A 15,346-nucleotide genomic window follows, 5' to 3' on the forward strand; every position below is an offset into this window, starting at 1 on the left:
CCCGTGCGGATCGAGCATTTTCTGGTGGCGAAGGCTGCTGCCCACCCGGCCAAGACGGCATTGGTCACCAGGGGCAAAAGGCTGAGCTACGAAGAACTCGACGACCTTTCGAGCCGGCTGGCCACCGCTCTCTTCATGAATGGGATCAGGCGCGACGACCGCGTTCTGATCTTCATGGACAATTGCTGGGAGGCCGCCGTATCGATCTTTGCCGCACTCAAGGCAGGTGCGACCTTCAGTCCGATCAACCCCTCCACAAAGGCCGACAAGCTCGGTTACGTCATCGCCGATTGCGACGCCAGGGCGGTCCTGACGCAGGCGAAGCTGGTGCCCGTGGTCACCGAAGCCTGCGCATCGCAAGGCAAGACCGGCATCTTCGTGGCTTCCACCCCTGGGGCCGATGGGCAATGCCCGGCAGGGGCCGCGTCCCTGACTGACTGCCTGACGTTCGATGGCGCGGAGGTGAACCATCGCGGCATCGACGTCGACCTTGCGATGCTGATCTACACGTCAGGTTCGACCGGCCGGCCCAAGGGTGTGATGATGACGCATCGCAATTGCGACGCTGCCGCGGGGTCGATCGCCACCTATCTGCGCAACGCGCCGGACGACATCATCCTGAACGTCCTCCCGCTTGCCTTCGACTATGGCCTCTATCAGTTGCTGATGGCAGTCAGGCTCGGGGCCACGCTGGTGCTCGAGAAGTCCTTCGCCTTCCCGCACGAGATCTTCGAACGCATCCGCAAAGAGGGCGTCACCGGCCTTCCGCTGGTGCCTACCATGGCGGCGATGATCCTGCAGATGCGTGATCTGGCGCCGGGTTTCCTGCCCAGCCTCCGCTATATTTCCAACACCGCGGCCGCCTTGCCGCCAGCCCACATAGAACGCCTGCGCTCGCTGCTGCCCGGCGTCCGGATCTATTCGATGTATGGGCTGACCGAATGCAAGCGCTGCACCTATTTGCCACCCGAGGAACTTGACCGCCGGCCAGGGTCGGTCGGCATAGCCATCCCCAACACGGAAGCCTTTGTCGTCGACGACCTTGGACAACGCGTGCCGGCGGGCGTGGCAGGTGAGCTCGTTATCCGCGGTCCGCACGTCATGCAGGGCTATTGGCGCAACCAGGCCGCGACGGAACGAGCGCTCCGGCCGGGGCCTAACCCTTGGGAAAAGGTGCTCTATACGGGCGACCTGTTCCAGACCGACGAGGACGGCTTTCTCTATTTTGTCGGGCGTAAGGACGATATCATCAAGACGCGTGGCGAGAAGGTCGCCCCCAAGGAAGTGGAGGCAGTGCTCCACGCCCATCCAGGTATCGCGGAAGCGGTGGTCGTCGGCGTGCCGGATCCGGTGCTGGGGCATGCGATTGGCGCGCTCGTCGTGCGGTCCGATCCGGCGCTTGGCGGAAAGGACATCATTCGTCACTGCGCGCGGCACCTGGAGGATTTCATGGTCCCCAAAATCATAGAGTTCCGCAGCGAATTACCGAAGACGGAGTCGGGCAAGGTCAGCCGCCGGCTCGCGGCTGAGATGATGGAGGCCGAGCAATGAACATCGGCTCAACCCAGGATGCGCCGGCCTTCACGCAAGCCCTGGTCATCGATCCCGCCGCCGAAACGGACAGGATCGTGGCGGCCCTGCGCGAGCAGTTGCGCGGCATTCGCAAGCGCGGCCTCGTGCTCGGTCTTTCGGGCGGTATAGATTCCAGCGTTTCGGCTGCATTGGCCGCGCGTGCCGTCGGCCACCAGAATGTGCTGTGCGTGCTCATGCCGGAAAGCGATTCCGACCCCGAAAGCCTGCGACTCGGCCATCTGGTCGCCGACACTTTCGGCGTCGAGGCCGTTGTGGAGGATATCGGGCCGACCCTGCGGGCAATGGGCTGCTATGAACGCCGCGACGCCTTCATCCGCGAAATGGTCCCGGACTATGGCAAGGGCTGGGCCTCAAAGATCGTGATCGCGAACGTGCTCGAAGGCGAGGGCTACAACATCTCCTCGCTGGTGGTGCAGGACCCGCAAGGCAAGCAGACGAAACTGCGGATGCCGGTGGCGGTCTATCTCGGCATCGTTGCCGCCACCAACATGAAGCAGCGCACCCGCAAGCAGATCGAATATTATCATGCCGACCGGCTGAACTTCGCCGTGCTCGGCACACCGAACCGGCTGGAATACGATCAGGGGTTCTTCGTCAAGAACGGCGACGGCGCCGCCGACGTCAAGCCGATCGCGCATCTCTACAAGACGCAGGTCTATGCGCTAGCCGCCTATCTCGGCATTCCGGAAGAGGTCCGCAACCGGCCGCCGACCACCGACACCTACTCGCTGGCGCAGACGCAGGAAGAATTCTACTTCTCCCTGCCTTACGATCGGATGGATCTGTGTCTCTACGGCCTCAACAACGGCGTGTCCGCCGAGGTGGTAGGGCAAGCGGCGGGATTGACCGCCTCACAGATCGAACGCGTCTGGGCCGACATCGCCGCCAAGCGAAAGGCAACGCGCTATCTGCACCTGCGCCCGCAGCTCGTTGACGGCGTGGACGAAGTCGGCTCCTGACCTATGCATATCGAGCAAAAGTGATCCGGTCTTGCGATACGACATGCATGAAAGAAATACTAAGCTCTTGTCTTTACGCAATTCCGGACGGAAAGCCGCGCACCCTTTCCTGGAATTGCTGTAGGCGGAACGCTTCAGGTGAAGCGGCCGCCGATCAACTGGCTCCACTGCTCGCCCGCAAGCCCGTTCAGAAAGACCTGCGCGTTCTTCATGGCATCGAGAAGCTCGGGATCGCGTGAATGCACGACGGTCGAGGCGACCGGTATGAAGGCTATGCGTCTTACAAGCATGGCGTCCAGAAGCGCGGGCTGGACGCGGCCGCGCAAGCCGGAGACACCGCGCCGGGCGGCATGCTCGACCAGGCAATCGATCACCGGCCCGGCCTGGCCGGGAAGAGCGAGGACCTGCAGCACGCGGCCGATCCCGTCCGGTCGCGCGTAATAGGCGAAAGCGCCGACATTGGCGCCGTTCGGCGATGCCACCGACACGTAGACAAGCTCTCCGAAATCCGGCTTTTGCGCCGCATCGCCCAGAATATGGTTGAGCTGACCTTCCGCCCACTGCGGACGTAGCGGAAATTGGGCGCAAAGCGGCTCCAGCAGCCCCGCAAAGCTGCCGCTGTCGATCTCGGAGGTCCGAAATGCCCCCCGGCTCGATGCGTTGGCGACGACGCCGGTCCAGCGTCGTTGACTGCCCTTCATTTTGCGAAGGTAGAGCCGGTCGACGATCCGGGCGAGCGGGTTGAACATCCAGGCAAGCTTCATGTGATTGGCAAAAAGGCTGAGCATGAAGGTCGCCGGCCGCATCACGCGAACCCAGTCAAGGCTGTATTGCGGCAGCACAACGCCGCGAAGCCGCGTCCACAGTTTCACGGACGTATCATTGGCGGTTTCGCTGAAGGAGATGTCCTGCGGACCATCGAGGAAGGCCTTCAACAGGCGGGCACCGGCCATCGGATCGGTCTCGTGATCCTCGACCATCAGCGAGCTGCAGATGGCAGCGTAGAGCTGCCGGCCGTTGAATTTCATTGGCAGCGCATGAACGCCGACGAACCCGGAAACCTGGCCGGCGTCATTGACATGGACAAGCGAACGGAGCCCGCTGCCCCAGTCGGGTGCGTCCAGATAAAACCGCCTCATGTAATCGACGAGGGAGGCCGGCGCTGGCCCCCGCTTCTTGCGCAGCATGCGTTGAAACATGCCCGCGACGGCCGCAAGGTCGGCCTGATCGAGGGCGCGGACGACGCTCACGCCGGGCTCCCGGTTCCGGGAACCCGGCCACCATGTTTGCGCGCCATGGCGACACGGGGCTGGCCGTCGGCCGTCACGGCAAAGGTTGGGGTTTCGTAGGATTTCGTTCTCGATAAAAGGGTTGCTATCTGCCGATCTTGACCTTCGCCGAACTCAAATAGCAGCCATCCGCCTGGCTTGAGGAAAGCTGCGGCATCCCGGACCAGCCTTTGGAGGATCGAAATACCGTAAGGGCCGCCGTCGAAAGCTTCCCGAGGTTCGTTCTCCAACAGATGCGCGCTTTCGCTATCGAGACGGGATGAGGAAATATAGGGCGGGTTGCACACAACCATGTCGGCAGCGCCGCGGAGGCCGTCACCCTCGATCGCGGCAAATAGGTCGCCTTGCCGGACCTTGATCCTGTCCTGCAGGGCGAGGCGCACAACATTGCGGCGGGCAAGCGAAACCGTGCTGTCGGTCAGGTCCGCCGCCCATGCCCGAGCCCGAGGACATCCGCTGACGATGCCCACGGCAAGATTGCCGCTGCCGCAGCACATGTCGATCAGGATCGTTTCGTGCGCCTGTTCGCCAAGAATGGCCGCGGCCGTCCGGCCAAGCAGTTCCGTTTCGGCTCGCGGCACCAGAACGTCAGGCGCGAGTTCCAGCTCAACCCGCATGAAGCGGTGCAATCTCGGCCAATTGCGATCGTTTGCACGGCCGGCAGGAAGGCTGTGATGCTGCGGCAAGGAAAATCCCTATCCTGAGGATAAAACGCGGGTTCCCTGTTGTTACCAACTCCGGGTAAATTGATGTTAAAGATCATGATTGGATTGGGAGTAACCGGCCTATGTTGGCGGCGTCCTGTCCCATCAATGGCGAATTCCTGTGCCGCCGCAAGCCGATCCATGCGCTAATTCAGAGCAACGCCTCGTACCGGTCTCCGATCTTTTCAATTTCGAAATCCGCCGCCCTGCTTTTCAGGATCGCGGCGGTTGTCGGCTGGTCGAGCATTCTGGCCATCGCCACTGCCAGAGCCGCGGCATCGCCGACCGGCACCAGGGCGCCGAAGCGGCCGTCATCAAGTATTTCGCGCGGGCCGTGCGGCGCGTCCGTGGAGACCACCGGAATCCCCGCTGCCATGGCCTCGACCAGAACATTGCCGAAGCCCTCGCTGGTCGATGATAGGACGAACAAGTCAGCTACTGCGTAGCAGGCCGCCGGATCATTGACATAGCCCGCAAACAGAACGTCTGCGCCGATACCGGATTCTTCGGCATAGGCGCGCAGCTCGTCGGCCAGCGGACCCTCGCCGAAGATGACAAGCCGGGCCCGGCGGCCGGCGCGCAGCACAGCGAAGGCCCGCAGCAACGTCCAATGATCCTTAACCGGCACCAGGCGTCCGGCGGTGATGATGACGGGGCCGTCGCCCAGCGCCGCGAGCTCTGCCTGCCAGGCGTAGGAGCGTTGCTGGGATGCCGCAACCGGCGGCAGCGGGTTGTTGATGACCACGACCTTGGATTTCGGGAAGCCTCGGGCCACAAGATCGCCGCCGACACCCTCAGAAACCGCGATGGCCCTGGTGGCGCGGGCCGCAACCAGGGCCGAAAGCCAGACCGCCATTTTCGCGCCAAGGCTGCCGGAAGGCAGTGAGGCGGCGGCGTGGAAACTCGGGAAGAACCGCGCCCTGCTTCGCGCGAGGGAAAGCGCCAGCGCCACGACCAGATTGGCGAATTCCGGGGCGCTGTAGATCGCGTCGGGAGAAAGGCGGCCAAGCAGGCCCGCGCTTCTCACGATACCTTTCAGTGTCCCCCACTTGCCATAACCCTCGCCGCGAATGAGGAGGCCGAAATCGACCAGATGTACGGCAGGCGAAAGCAGGGCGGCATTGGGCCCCTGCGCGTTCCAGGTAAAAAGCGTGACGTTGTGGCCGCGCGATGCCAGCTCGTTCGCCATCAGGACGAATACACGCTCGGCGCCACCGCCCCTGAGGCTGGCAATGTGAAAGACAATCCGCTTCGCCATTTCAGGCGCGGCTGGCAATGACGTCCGGGCGGTTCGGCGGAAGACGCATGTCGCGCACGATACCCAGGGTAATGGCGAGCAACATGCCAAGGATCATGCCGCCAATTGCCCCCAGGCCGATCATCACGACGGTGCGCGGGGGCCATGAACGGCCCTTTGGCGGCACTGCGGTGGAAATCACCTGCACATTGGTGCTGTCGATCTGTTCGCGCTCGGTTATCTGGCGTGCCCGCGACAGGAAGCTCTCATAGATAGCCGTCTTCGACGCGGCGTCACGTTCAAGCTCACGCAAGGCGACCTCGGAATCGCTATCCGAGAACACGTTGCCCTTCAAGTCATTCATCTTGGCATTGAGGGAGGCCGACGAGGTTTTGGCGGCATCGAGATTGACCTTCGCCAGGCGCAGGGTGCGCGCGTATTCGGCGCTGAGTTGCGCGCTGACCGTGTTGTACTCCGTCTTCAGCCTGACGATCGACGGATGACGGGGGCCAAAGGTCATCGACTGCGAATCGATCTGCTGGCGCAGGCCGTTGGCCGTTGCGCGCAGCGCCACAAGCGCCTCCGACGTGGCGGGACCGGAATTGGTGCCGTTTGCGCCGGCGGCAAGCAGGGCGTCGTAACTTGCCTGCGCGGCGATGACGCGCGATTGCGTCTCCACGATCTGGCCGTTGAGCTGGGTCATGGTTTGCGAGGAAACAAGCTGCCCATTGCTGGTGGCCAGATTGTGGCTGCGCCTATAGGCCTCGACCTTCTCTTCGGCCGCCTGCACATCGCTCTTGAGCTGGCCCAGCCGCCCGTCCAGCGCGGCCGCGGCACGGCTGGCGCCGGAAGCCTCGGCGCTGGCCAGCTCTTCCTGGAAAGTCTTGACGATATCCTGCGAAATCAGGATCGCCTTAGCGGGGGTTTCCGCCGATACCATCAAGGTCGTGACAAACGACTTTTCATCCGCGATGCTGCTAACCCGTTCCGCCAGGTTCTTCAGGGCGGTAAGCTTTGGATCGGGTTTGGCGCCGTCCGTCCCTGTGCGGCTTCGGTCCGCGTCGAAGAACTCAGGGTCACTGGCCAGGTCAAGATCGTCTACAACACGTGAAAGCACGCTGCCCGAGGTCAAGATGCGCTCTTTGCTGCGCGCGCTGAGCAGCTGTCCATCGACCTGGGCCGATTGCGGGTAAAGATCGTTCGGAACAACCTGAAGATTGGCGGGATTGATGAGGATGTCCGTGGTCACGGTGTAGCGCTGCTTGCTCAGCAGAGCGTAGGCACCGCCGATGATCCCGCCGGCGATTGCCAGCAGGCATACCAGAGCAAGGCCGGCGCGCAGCCAGACAAACAGACGCCCGAAATCGAGTTCGAGAAAGGTTCCGATCTTGTTGAGCGTCACCGTCGTGACGGGCTCGGCTACAGGCGGCGCCACGGGTGCAGGCGACACAGGGGCCGACGTTACAGGGGCCGACGTTACAGCGGGTGCCGCCGCATGTGCCATGATCGGCGCGGTTTGTTGCGGCTTTGGCCTGCTGGCGCGCCGCGCATTTTCGATCCGTTCATAGGGGCTAATGCCGGCGGCGGCCGCGGTTGGAGGAGGACCGGAAGCGGCGGACATCATGCTAACCCTTTAATATTCAATACGCACAGCCTGCTTTACGGAAACATCGTTAACATTTCATTTTCCAGGCGTGTCAGGCGCGTTCCGGAACAGCGATCTATCCACCCTTCGTCGGTATTCTGCCACGCCCGTCGTAGCCTGGCAAAGCGTGCAGGCGTTTCAAATGGAAATACAAGAGGTCGTTGCGAGGGCACCCACAAGGAACGGGCTTTGGCGTCATGTCGATGTTGATGCTGGTTGGCCTTGAAGGGGCGTGCCGGTTTGGCGCCCATCCGGCTTTCGATAAGCGAGCAACAAGATGACGAGCAGCATGATATCCGGCGCCTTCGAAGAAAGGGCATTGTTTGACAATGCCGCGAGAATGGACGCGGCCGCTGCGATATGGGCGGCCCGAGGCGTATTGCGCAGGAGCTTGAAAAGGAACCGGAAGAAAGCAAAGGCGAAGAGCAGGGAGATCGGCAGGCCGAACAAAAGCGTAAGAACGACCGGCGTGCTTTCGATGAAGGGGAGGTTGAGCTTTTCGTTGACGATCTTCAACAACTCGTTGGGATTCATGCCAAGCAGGATGTCCCTCCATTCAACAAACTTGAATACATCGTAGATCTTGACGCGCGCGTCGTAATTTTGGTCAAAGAGCGTGTTGCTGAAGCGGTTCAGCAGCCCCGCCGAAAAGAGTATCGCAATCATTATGGCGCCACCGGCCAGCGTCAGCATCAGCACCAGGAGTTTGGCCTGGCGTTGATGTCTGGGTGACAAGTCCGGCCAAGGCAGGAACACGAGCAGGAACAGGATCTCGCCGCAAGCGAGCAGCAGGGCGGTGCGCGCGCCCGAAGCGGCCGTGCCGATGAAGAGAATGAAGATGCAAAGCGCACACACCCAGATGCGCCACCGCGTCAATGCAACGAAACCTATGGCGGTGGTGCAAAGCGCGCCCAGCGCCAGCGGATGGGCCGACAGTCCGATCGGCCGAAAGTCCAGCTCAACGAGGGGATAGGGCAGGAATCGATGCTGGGTGACGGCCTCGATCGTTCCGATGATGGCGCTGAGGACAATCATGCCGACGATGACATTGCCAAGCGCCCTGCGCACATGGTCACCCAGGGCAAGCATGATCATCGCCGCGGCACAAGAGACCAGATAGGAATCGATTATGAAGCCGGCCGAGCCGGCACGGCCTATCACGAAGAGATAAGGCACCAGCCACAACAGCAGCAGCGAATATAACAATGTCGCCTTGAACAGCCTGACTTCATCGCCTTCGAGCCGAATTGGCCGGGTCGTGGCGATGACGACAAGCAGCAGAAAGATCGCATAGGTCCCGATATGCAGCTTTTCGGGAAACGACCCTCCCTCCGTCGAATAGGACATCACCATATTCATCAATTGCGGAGAGATGGTCGAGCGGAGCAGGAAAGCGAAGGCCGCGAGGAGAAAGAACAGGAGTGTGAGGGCGTCTTGGCGGCTGGCCTGCGCGGTCACGAACTGTTGCTCTGTGGGGGTGACACTCACGATTATCTGACCAGCGTTGCGGCTTGCGATTGAGATGGCAGGGACGAACGCACCCCCGGGTACATTTTCCTGCACGAACGTAAAGGAATATGGATAACCCGATCTTAACAGTGGCGATGCCCGGCATGGGCCGCCACATGTCAGCTTTGTCGAAAAGCCGGACACCGCTCATTGAAATCTCACCAAAGTGCGCCGAGAGGGAACGAATGCACGCAATGCACTTGTTGCGCGACATGCATCGGCAGCCGAATTTACGCTATTCATGAAGTCGGTAACTCACACTTAATTGGCCGGTCGTATTGATGGCGATGCTTTGCACGGCGCCCGACGCGCTGCCTGTGGACGGCACAATGGCATCAGGCGCCGGCAAAGCGCAGGAGATCAAGGTGAAGAAATTCTATTCGATTCAGTATCTTCGCGCCTGCGCCGCCTTGCTGGTTCTGTTCGCACACGCCTTTTCCTATCAGATTGGCGTGGACAATCTGATTATTGTGACGGCGGGCCGCCTGGGCGTCGTTCTGTTCTTTGTCATCAGCGGTTTCATAATGGTCCATATTACGGGAGATGGTCCGTTTTCCGCTGCCACCTTCCTGAAACGCCGAGCAATCCGGATCATCCCCCTTTACTGGCTTTTCACTAGCCTCGCCGCGGTTCTGGCGGCGCTCGCGCCAAGTCTGTTCCAGAAGACCGTCTTTACGTGGCCCCACTATCTTCAGTCGCTCCTCTTCATTGTTCACGAAGCGCCTGGACGGGATAGCGCCAGTCCAATCCTCTCACTCGGCTGGACGCTCAATTACGAGGTATTTTTCTATATCGCTTTTGCGGTGTTCGCATTCCTGTCCGTGACCTCGCGCGTATTTGTGCTGACGGTCTTTTTCATTGCGATGTGGATATCCGGGCTGTGGCTGGCTCCCACCAACCCTGTTATCCAGTTCTATCTCAACCCTTCTCCGGTGGCATTCGTAATCGGCATGTGGATAGGGCGGCGCTATTTGGACGGTGATTTCACTTCCGACATACGCCATGCCTGGATATTCGGCGTAATGACCGCTGCAGGCGTGGTGCTTTCATTCGTCGATGACGGTACGCCGCTCTTGGGTCAGATCAGCTTCGCGGGACAAGCAATGTGGGCGGCGGGCCTGCTTCATCTCAGCCTCATTCTGGAGCCGAAACTCAAGCACTGGAGCCTTCTCGAGCAGTTGGGCGACGCTTCCTACGCGCTTTATCTGTCGCATATCTTCGTGATCGGCGCTGTGGCGTACCTGGCCAGACGCACCGTCGGATACGAGCATCCGACAACGGTATGGTTGGTGTCGGTGGTCAGCATCGTGGCAGCCTGCCTCGTCAGTCTGGTGATTTACGAGATGATCGAGAAGCCGATTCTTCAGACCCTGAACGGCAGAAGGAAGACGAGAAACACACCGCTTCCTCATATTGCCACGGAGAACAAATAAGCAGGTCACGCAACGGGACGCTCACGGCTTTCAGCGCTTCAGTCAGCCCGCGCTGTCCACGACCTCGACATTGCCGGCGCGGTTAAGCGTATGAATGCCCGTGCGTGCCCATGCCGGACCCGCGCCGATCGGCCGGGGCGAGGCAAAACGGACATCGGACGCGTCGAGTCGCTCAAGCCGCATCAGCCCCAGACCACCGCCATAGGCCCTCGATCCGTTCTGCACCGGCAGCACCAGGGCATCGTCGTGGCGGATAAAGGCGCCGCCCGGCCGGGTGGCCGAATGATCGACGGCAATGGGATTGAGCGGATGGGCGACCCATGGCCCGCGCAGCGAGGGTGCGCAATAGACCGCCATCGTGTCCGACGCGCTGCCGTAGCCGAACCGCTCCGTTCCAACCAGCCAGAAGCGACCGTCGGATTCGAGCAGCGTCGCGTCGTTGAAATCCCTGTCCGCCATCAGCACCGTGTCGCGGACCCAGCGGTCGGGAAACTGCGCGGCGCGATAGAGCACAAGTTCGCGAGCCGAACCACTTTCGGGGATCATGAAAATCTCGCCATCGTGTGCGAACACCTGCGGATACGACAGGTGGTGCGCTTCCTCCAATACAACCCTTGGAACACCGAAAGTGCCATCGTCACCGAGCTCGGCGACGGAAATCACGCCGCGACTCGTCGCGTAGGGGAATTCCTCGACAAACAGATGATGGCGGCGGTCGGCCTCGAAGACGAACGGGTCGGCATAGAAGCGTTGGCCATCGTCCGGCAGGACTGTGAACGGTTTGCCGTCGAGTTGCCCGGTTTCGGCGATGCCTGGTCCGTCGATCACCCGATAGGCAACCTGCCAATAGAAGGGGCGTCGTCCCCGCCTGATTTTTTGCACGGCGCGATCGATCAAAGCCCTGCCAAAAAAGGGCACATAGTGTCGAACAAAACTGTCGTTCTTCAGGATGGGCACCGGGTTGTCGCTTACCGGCACAAGCTTGCCCGCAAAGAAGCGGGCGACGGTTTGCATGATCAGCGACATGGCGCCGGCGAGCAGGTCGTTGCAGCTTCGAGATAGCCAGAGCCTGTCTGCCAGCATCGGTCTAGCCTGGGCCACGACAACGCCATCGAGGCGAGCGCCAAGTTCAGGCAATTGTCCGCTCGCCAACATTGCGGCAACGCCGGCTGGAAAGCTGTTGCGACCGCAAAATTCGAGCCTCAGGACTGGCGCGTCTTGCCCCGTTGCGCTGGCAGTGAGATCTATGACGAGGTCCGGAGGGCCGCGATCGATGGGCGGCAACGGCTCGGACCGGCCCGCCAGCGAGGGACCGAAACGCCGGCTCTCGATCGCCAAGACAGTGTCCAGCCCCCGAGCGGTTGGCGCCGGCGCCGGCGCGTGGCAACTCGAGACCACATAACCTGCCGCACCCAACCGCATGAAAAGCTCATTTTCCCAGCGCCGGGATGCGACGGCGTGGCCGATGATTAGAATATTAGTCAACCCAAGTTATTCTCGTTAAAGCAAAAGATGGCTTTGCTCTGGTATCTTTCCCCACAGTTCCTGGCAAGGGTTGCCCAAGGGGGGCTGCGGACTCTAGCGTTAATCATACGTTAATTTTTTTGAATACGAAGGCGGTTCAGGGCGCTATTGTTAGGCTGAAAGCACATGTCAGCCGGGCGCCCACGCTTTCGGTGACCAGGGTCAACCATGAACGCCGTTTCACATCCGAACTTGCCCTCAAGGCGAAAACTGCTGATCGTGTTCGGCACGAGGCCGGAGGCGCTCAAATGTTTTCCGGTGGCGCGCGCCGCGCTCGCCCATCCAGGCTTTACCACGGAAATATGTGTGACGGGCCAGCATCGCGAGATGGTCGATCAGGTCATTGAACTGACGGGCCTGCCGGTGCACTACGATCTTAACATCATGCAACCAGGTCAGACTTTGTTCGACGTGACCTCGCGCGTGCTCCTCGGAATGGCGGGGGTGCTGGAGAAGGCGAAGCCGGACGTCGTCATCGTCCAGGGCGACACAACCACCGCAATGACCGCGGCTCTAGCTGCCTTCTACAAGCGCATTCCGGTTGCCCATATCGAGGCGGGATTGCGCAGCCACAACATCAACTCTCCCTTTCCGGAGGAACTGAACCGCAAGATTGCCGGCAACATCGCCACCTGGCATTTTGCGCCGACCACCGAGGCGCGCGACAATCTCATCGCCGAAGGAAAGGCTGCGAACACCATCTTCGTAACCGGCAATACCGTGATCGACACGCTGCTGCATTTCTCCAGCGAGATCGATGCCGACAAGTTGATGAACGCCAAGCTCGCCGCTCGTTTCCCCTTCATCGATCCGACCAAGAAAATGATACTCGTCACCGGTCATCGCCGTGAGAATTTCGATGGCGGCATCCAGAGAATCTGCACCGCGCTGAAGGCATTGTCGGCGCGCAGGGATGTGCAGATCATCTACCCGGTCCATCCCAACCCGAATGTGCGCTCCGTGGTCGAGGCCGAAATCGGGACGGTGCCGAACATCCACCTGATCGACCCGCAGGACTATTTGCCGTTCCTGTACCTGCAGAAACAGAGCTACCTGGTGTTGACCGACAGCGGCGGCGTGCAGGAAGAGGCGCCTTCACTCGGCAAGCCGGTGCTGGTGATGCGGGAAAACACGGAGCGACCCGAAGGGATCGCCGCTGGTACTGCCCGGCTGGTCGGCACCGATATCGAAAAAATTCTGGCCAATGCCAATAGCCTGCTCGATGATGAGAGCGTCTATCGCGGCATGGCGGAGAGGCACAATCCATACGGCAATGGCCAAGCTGCGAGCCGGATCGTTGAGGAATTGCTGAATCATGGCTGAAATCAAAACCGTTTCCGTTATCGGCATGGGCTATATCGGCCTGCCGACCTGTGCCATTTTTGCCAGCCGCGGACTCGATGTCATCGGTGTCGATATCAACGAGGCGGTGGTCGCGAAGGTCAACCGCGGCGAAATCCACATCATCGAACCGGACCTGGATGGTTTGATCCAGAAAGTCGTCGCCAATGGCAAGCTCAAGGCATTCAGTACGCCTCAGCCGGCCGATGCCTATATTATCGCCGTTCCAACTCCGATCACCCCGGACCGCAAGCCGGATGTCAGCTACGTGCTTGCGGCAGCGCGAAGCATCGCTCCGGTGCTAAAACGGGACGACCTGGTGGTGCTGGAATCAACATCGCCGGTCGGTACGACGCGTGTCATGACAGCGCTGCTCGCGGAACTGCGACCCGATCTCAAATTTCCCGTCGCACATGGCGAGGAAGCTGACGTCCTGGTCGCCTACTCTCCCGAGCGCGTGCTGCCGGGAAAGGTGCTGACCGAACTGATCAACAATGATCGCTCGATCGGCGGGCTGTCCCGAAAGTCTTCGGAGCGGACAGCGGCACTCTATTCAAGCTTCGTCGCCGGCGACCTGTTCATAACCCAGGCCGAAAGCGCGGAACTGGTTAAGCTGACCGAAAATGCGTTCCGCGATGTCAATATCGCCTTCGCCAATGAGCTTGCGGCGGTGTGCCAGGATCTGTCGCTCAACGTCTGGGAGGTAATCGATCTCGCCAACCGGCATCCTCGCGTGAACATCCTGCAGCCGAGCCCGGGCGTGGGCGGCCACTGCATTGCGATCGATCCGTATTTTATCATCGACGCCGCACCGAACAATACGCGGCTGATCAGTTCGGCACGGCGCATCAATTCCGAGCGACCCTTGTCGGTGGTCAGGGACATCGAGGCATTGCTCGACCCGACCCGCAAGCAGACGATCGCCTGTCTTGGCCTCAGCTTCAAACCCAATATCGACGATATGCGCGAGAGCCCGGCTGTCGAGGTTGTTAAGCTTCTGTCCAAGATTCCCAATATCAAGATCGTCGCTGCCGAGCCCAATGCGCGTCAGTTGCCACACGAGCTCGAGGGCAGCGGCGTCATGTTCACCGATGCACTTTCCGCTATTGACCAATCCGATATCGTCGTCCTGCTGGTCGACCATCGACAATTCAATCTGATCGATCCCGAAGCGCTCAAGGACAAGAAGCTCGTCGACACACGGGGCCTGTGGACCTGGCGCAAAGCGCGCAAGCCCGACGCCCGCATCGAAGGCAAGAAATCCGAAATGGAACGCTCGCAGTCTCTCGCTCGCACCGGAGAAGCGGCATGAACTCGCATGACCCGGCATGGGCGCAACACTCTCTATTGGCATCACGCCGCCGCGAGTTTCTCGGTGCGACCATCCATGCGCTGACCATGGCCGAGACGCTGGCCATCGCAGACGAGGCGATGGCGACGCGGCGACCGCTTCATCATGTTGTCGTGAACGTCGCCAAGCTTGTGAACATGCGCAAGAATGCCGAACTGCGCGAGGATGTCGTCGGGGCGGATATGGTCAATGTCGACGGCAAAGGCGTGCTTTGGGGCGCGCGGCTCTGCGGCGTCGAGTTGCCGGAGCGTGTGACCGGCGTCGACGTCATGATCAACCTGCTTGCGCTGTGCGCCAAGCGTGGCTATCGCCCCTACCTTTTGGGCGCTGAACAGCACATTCTCGACGCAGTTGAAAGCCGACTTGCCAGAGATCATCCGAGCCTGGCCATTGCCGGCCGGCGCAATGGGTATTTCAAGGCGGAGGAAGAGGCCGCGATCGTCGAGGCCATCAACGCTTCAGGTGCCGACTGCCTGTTTGTGGCGATGCCGACGCCGAGCAAGGAGCGCTTTCTCAAGCGCTATCGCGACGTACTCGCTCCGAGTTTCGTCATGGGCGTGGGCGGCAGCTTCGACGTCTATGGTGGAAAGGTCGCCCGGGCACCGAAACTGGTTCAGGCGGCGGGCCTGGAGTGGCTGTTTCGCGTGGCGCAGGAGCCGCGACGCTTGTGGCGCCGCTACTACGATACCAACACCGCCTATGCACTGCTGCTGTGGCGTGAGTTCTGGTCTCGCCGGGGACGCCGAAACGTCAATCCGTAG

General features: G+C 60.9%; 12 protein-coding genes. 6 read left to right on the forward strand and 6 right to left on the reverse strand.

Annotated elements, in window-relative coordinates; genetic code table 11:
• The first annotated feature begins 3 nt into the window (after window positions 1–3).
• Window positions 4–1,551 (forward strand): class I adenylate-forming enzyme family protein, encoded by a 1,548-nt coding sequence (locus tag NL532_RS10025; protein WP_023686310.1) that lies wholly within the window; start codon window positions 4–6, stop codon window positions 1,549–1,551.
• Window positions 1,548–2,552 carry an NAD(+) synthase gene (gene nadE, locus NL532_RS10030; RefSeq protein WP_023710993.1) on the forward strand — a complete coding sequence of 335 codons (1,005 nt, stop codon included), beginning with the start codon at window positions 1,548–1,550 and terminating at the stop codon, window positions 2,550–2,552. Before NL532_RS10025 ends, nadE begins: the two co-directional genes overlap by 4 nt.
• 134 nt (window positions 2,553–2,686) lie before the next feature.
• Here nadE and NL532_RS10035 read toward each other — a convergent pair whose 3' ends face one another.
• The 5 genes from NL532_RS10035 to NL532_RS10055 all read right to left on the reverse strand — a co-directional run bounded on the left by NL532_RS10035 (window position 2,687) and on the right by NL532_RS10055 (window position 8,885).
• A complete protein-coding gene (locus NL532_RS10035) occupies window positions 2,687–3,802 on the reverse strand; it encodes a hypothetical protein (RefSeq protein ID WP_023696870.1) in 1,116 nt (371 codons plus the stop codon).
• The gene (locus NL532_RS10040) at window positions 3,799–4,527 is read right to left on the reverse strand and encodes a N5-glutamine methyltransferase family protein (RefSeq protein ID WP_023828183.1); all 729 of its coding nucleotides are present in this window, start codon (window positions 4,525–4,527) and stop codon (window positions 3,799–3,801) included. Before NL532_RS10040 ends, NL532_RS10035 begins: the two co-directional genes overlap by 4 nt.
• A gap of 169 nt (window positions 4,528–4,696) precedes the next feature.
• Window positions 4,697–5,803: a glycosyltransferase gene (locus NL532_RS10045; RefSeq protein WP_023828182.1), complete on the reverse strand. Its 1,107-nt coding sequence runs from the start codon at window positions 5,801–5,803 to the stop codon at window positions 4,697–4,699.
• Window position 5,804: 1 nt separating this feature from the next.
• On the reverse strand, window positions 5,805–7,403 hold the full coding sequence (locus tag NL532_RS10050; protein WP_031202660.1) for a GumC family protein: 1,599 nt from the start codon (window positions 7,401–7,403) through the stop codon (window positions 5,805–5,807).
• Between the two features lie 219 nt (window positions 7,404–7,622).
• Entirely contained in the window at window positions 7,623–8,885 is a 1,263-nt protein-coding gene (locus NL532_RS10055) for a VpsF family polysaccharide biosynthesis protein (protein WP_023828181.1), read from the reverse strand.
• Window positions 8,886–9,265: 380 nt separating this feature from the next.
• On the opposite strand from NL532_RS10055, the gene NL532_RS10060 reads away from it, so the two are divergent.
• Complete coding sequence (locus NL532_RS10060; RefSeq protein WP_196813817.1) at window positions 9,266–10,369, forward strand: acyltransferase family protein; 1,104 nt, start codon at window positions 9,266–9,268, stop codon at window positions 10,367–10,369.
• A 42-nt stretch (window positions 10,370–10,411) separates the two neighbouring features.
• On the opposite strand, the gene NL532_RS10065 is transcribed toward NL532_RS10060, so the two are convergent.
• Window positions 10,412–11,395 carry a glucosamine inositolphosphorylceramide transferase family protein gene (locus NL532_RS10065; protein ID WP_245260781.1) on the reverse strand — a complete coding sequence of 328 codons (984 nt, stop codon included), beginning with the start codon at window positions 11,393–11,395 and terminating at the stop codon, window positions 10,412–10,414.
• 666 nt (window positions 11,396–12,061) lie between these two features.
• Here NL532_RS10065 and wecB point away from each other — a divergent pair.
• From wecB to NL532_RS10080, 3 genes are read left to right on the forward strand one after another with little or no spacing between them, the layout of a single operon-like run.
• Window positions 12,062–13,216, forward strand: coding sequence for a non-hydrolyzing UDP-N-acetylglucosamine 2-epimerase (wecB, locus tag NL532_RS10070; protein ID WP_023754977.1), 1,155 nt, complete (start codon window positions 12,062–12,064; stop codon window positions 13,214–13,216).
• Window positions 13,209–14,546 (forward strand): UDP-N-acetyl-D-mannosamine dehydrogenase, encoded by a 1,338-nt coding sequence (wecC, locus tag NL532_RS10075; protein ID WP_023686301.1) that lies wholly within the window; start codon window positions 13,209–13,211, stop codon window positions 14,544–14,546. The genes wecB and wecC overlap by 8 nt, the downstream gene beginning before the upstream one ends.
• Window positions 14,543–15,346, forward strand: a complete 804-nt coding sequence (locus NL532_RS10080; protein ID WP_023725122.1) for a WecB/TagA/CpsF family glycosyltransferase — start codon at window positions 14,543–14,545, stop codon at window positions 15,344–15,346. Before wecC ends, NL532_RS10080 begins: the two co-directional genes overlap by 4 nt.

The sequence above is a fragment of the Mesorhizobium sp. C120A genome (genome assembly GCF_030323105.1).
GTDB lineage: Bacteria > Pseudomonadota > Alphaproteobacteria > Rhizobiales > Rhizobiaceae > Mesorhizobium.

Bases quoted from the DNA above. Each gene is read 5' to 3' on its own strand.
- NL532_RS10050 (WP_031202660.1), bottom strand. From the start codon at position 7,403: ATGTCCGCCGCTTCCGGTCCTCCTCCAACCGCGGCCGCCGCCGGCATT.
- wecC (WP_023686301.1), top strand. From the start codon at position 13,209: ATGGCTGAAATCAAAACCGTTTCCGTTATCGGCATGGGCTATATCGGC.
- NL532_RS10045 (WP_023828182.1), bottom strand. From the start codon at position 5,803: ATGGCGAAGCGGATTGTCTTTCACATTGCCAGCCTCAGGGGCGGTGGC.
- wecB (WP_023754977.1), top strand. From the start codon at position 12,062: ATGAACGCCGTTTCACATCCGAACTTGCCCTCAAGGCGAAAACTGCTG.
- NL532_RS10065 (WP_245260781.1), bottom strand. From the start codon at position 11,395: ATGTCGCTGATCATGCAAACCGTCGCCCGCTTCTTTGCGGGCAAGCTT.
- nadE (WP_023710993.1), top strand. From the start codon at position 1,548: ATGAACATCGGCTCAACCCAGGATGCGCCGGCCTTCACGCAAGCCCTG.
- NL532_RS10060 (WP_196813817.1), top strand. From the start codon at position 9,266: ATGGCATCAGGCGCCGGCAAAGCGCAGGAGATCAAGGTGAAGAAATTC.
- NL532_RS10080 (WP_023725122.1), top strand. From the start codon at position 14,543: ATGAACTCGCATGACCCGGCATGGGCGCAACACTCTCTATTGGCATCA.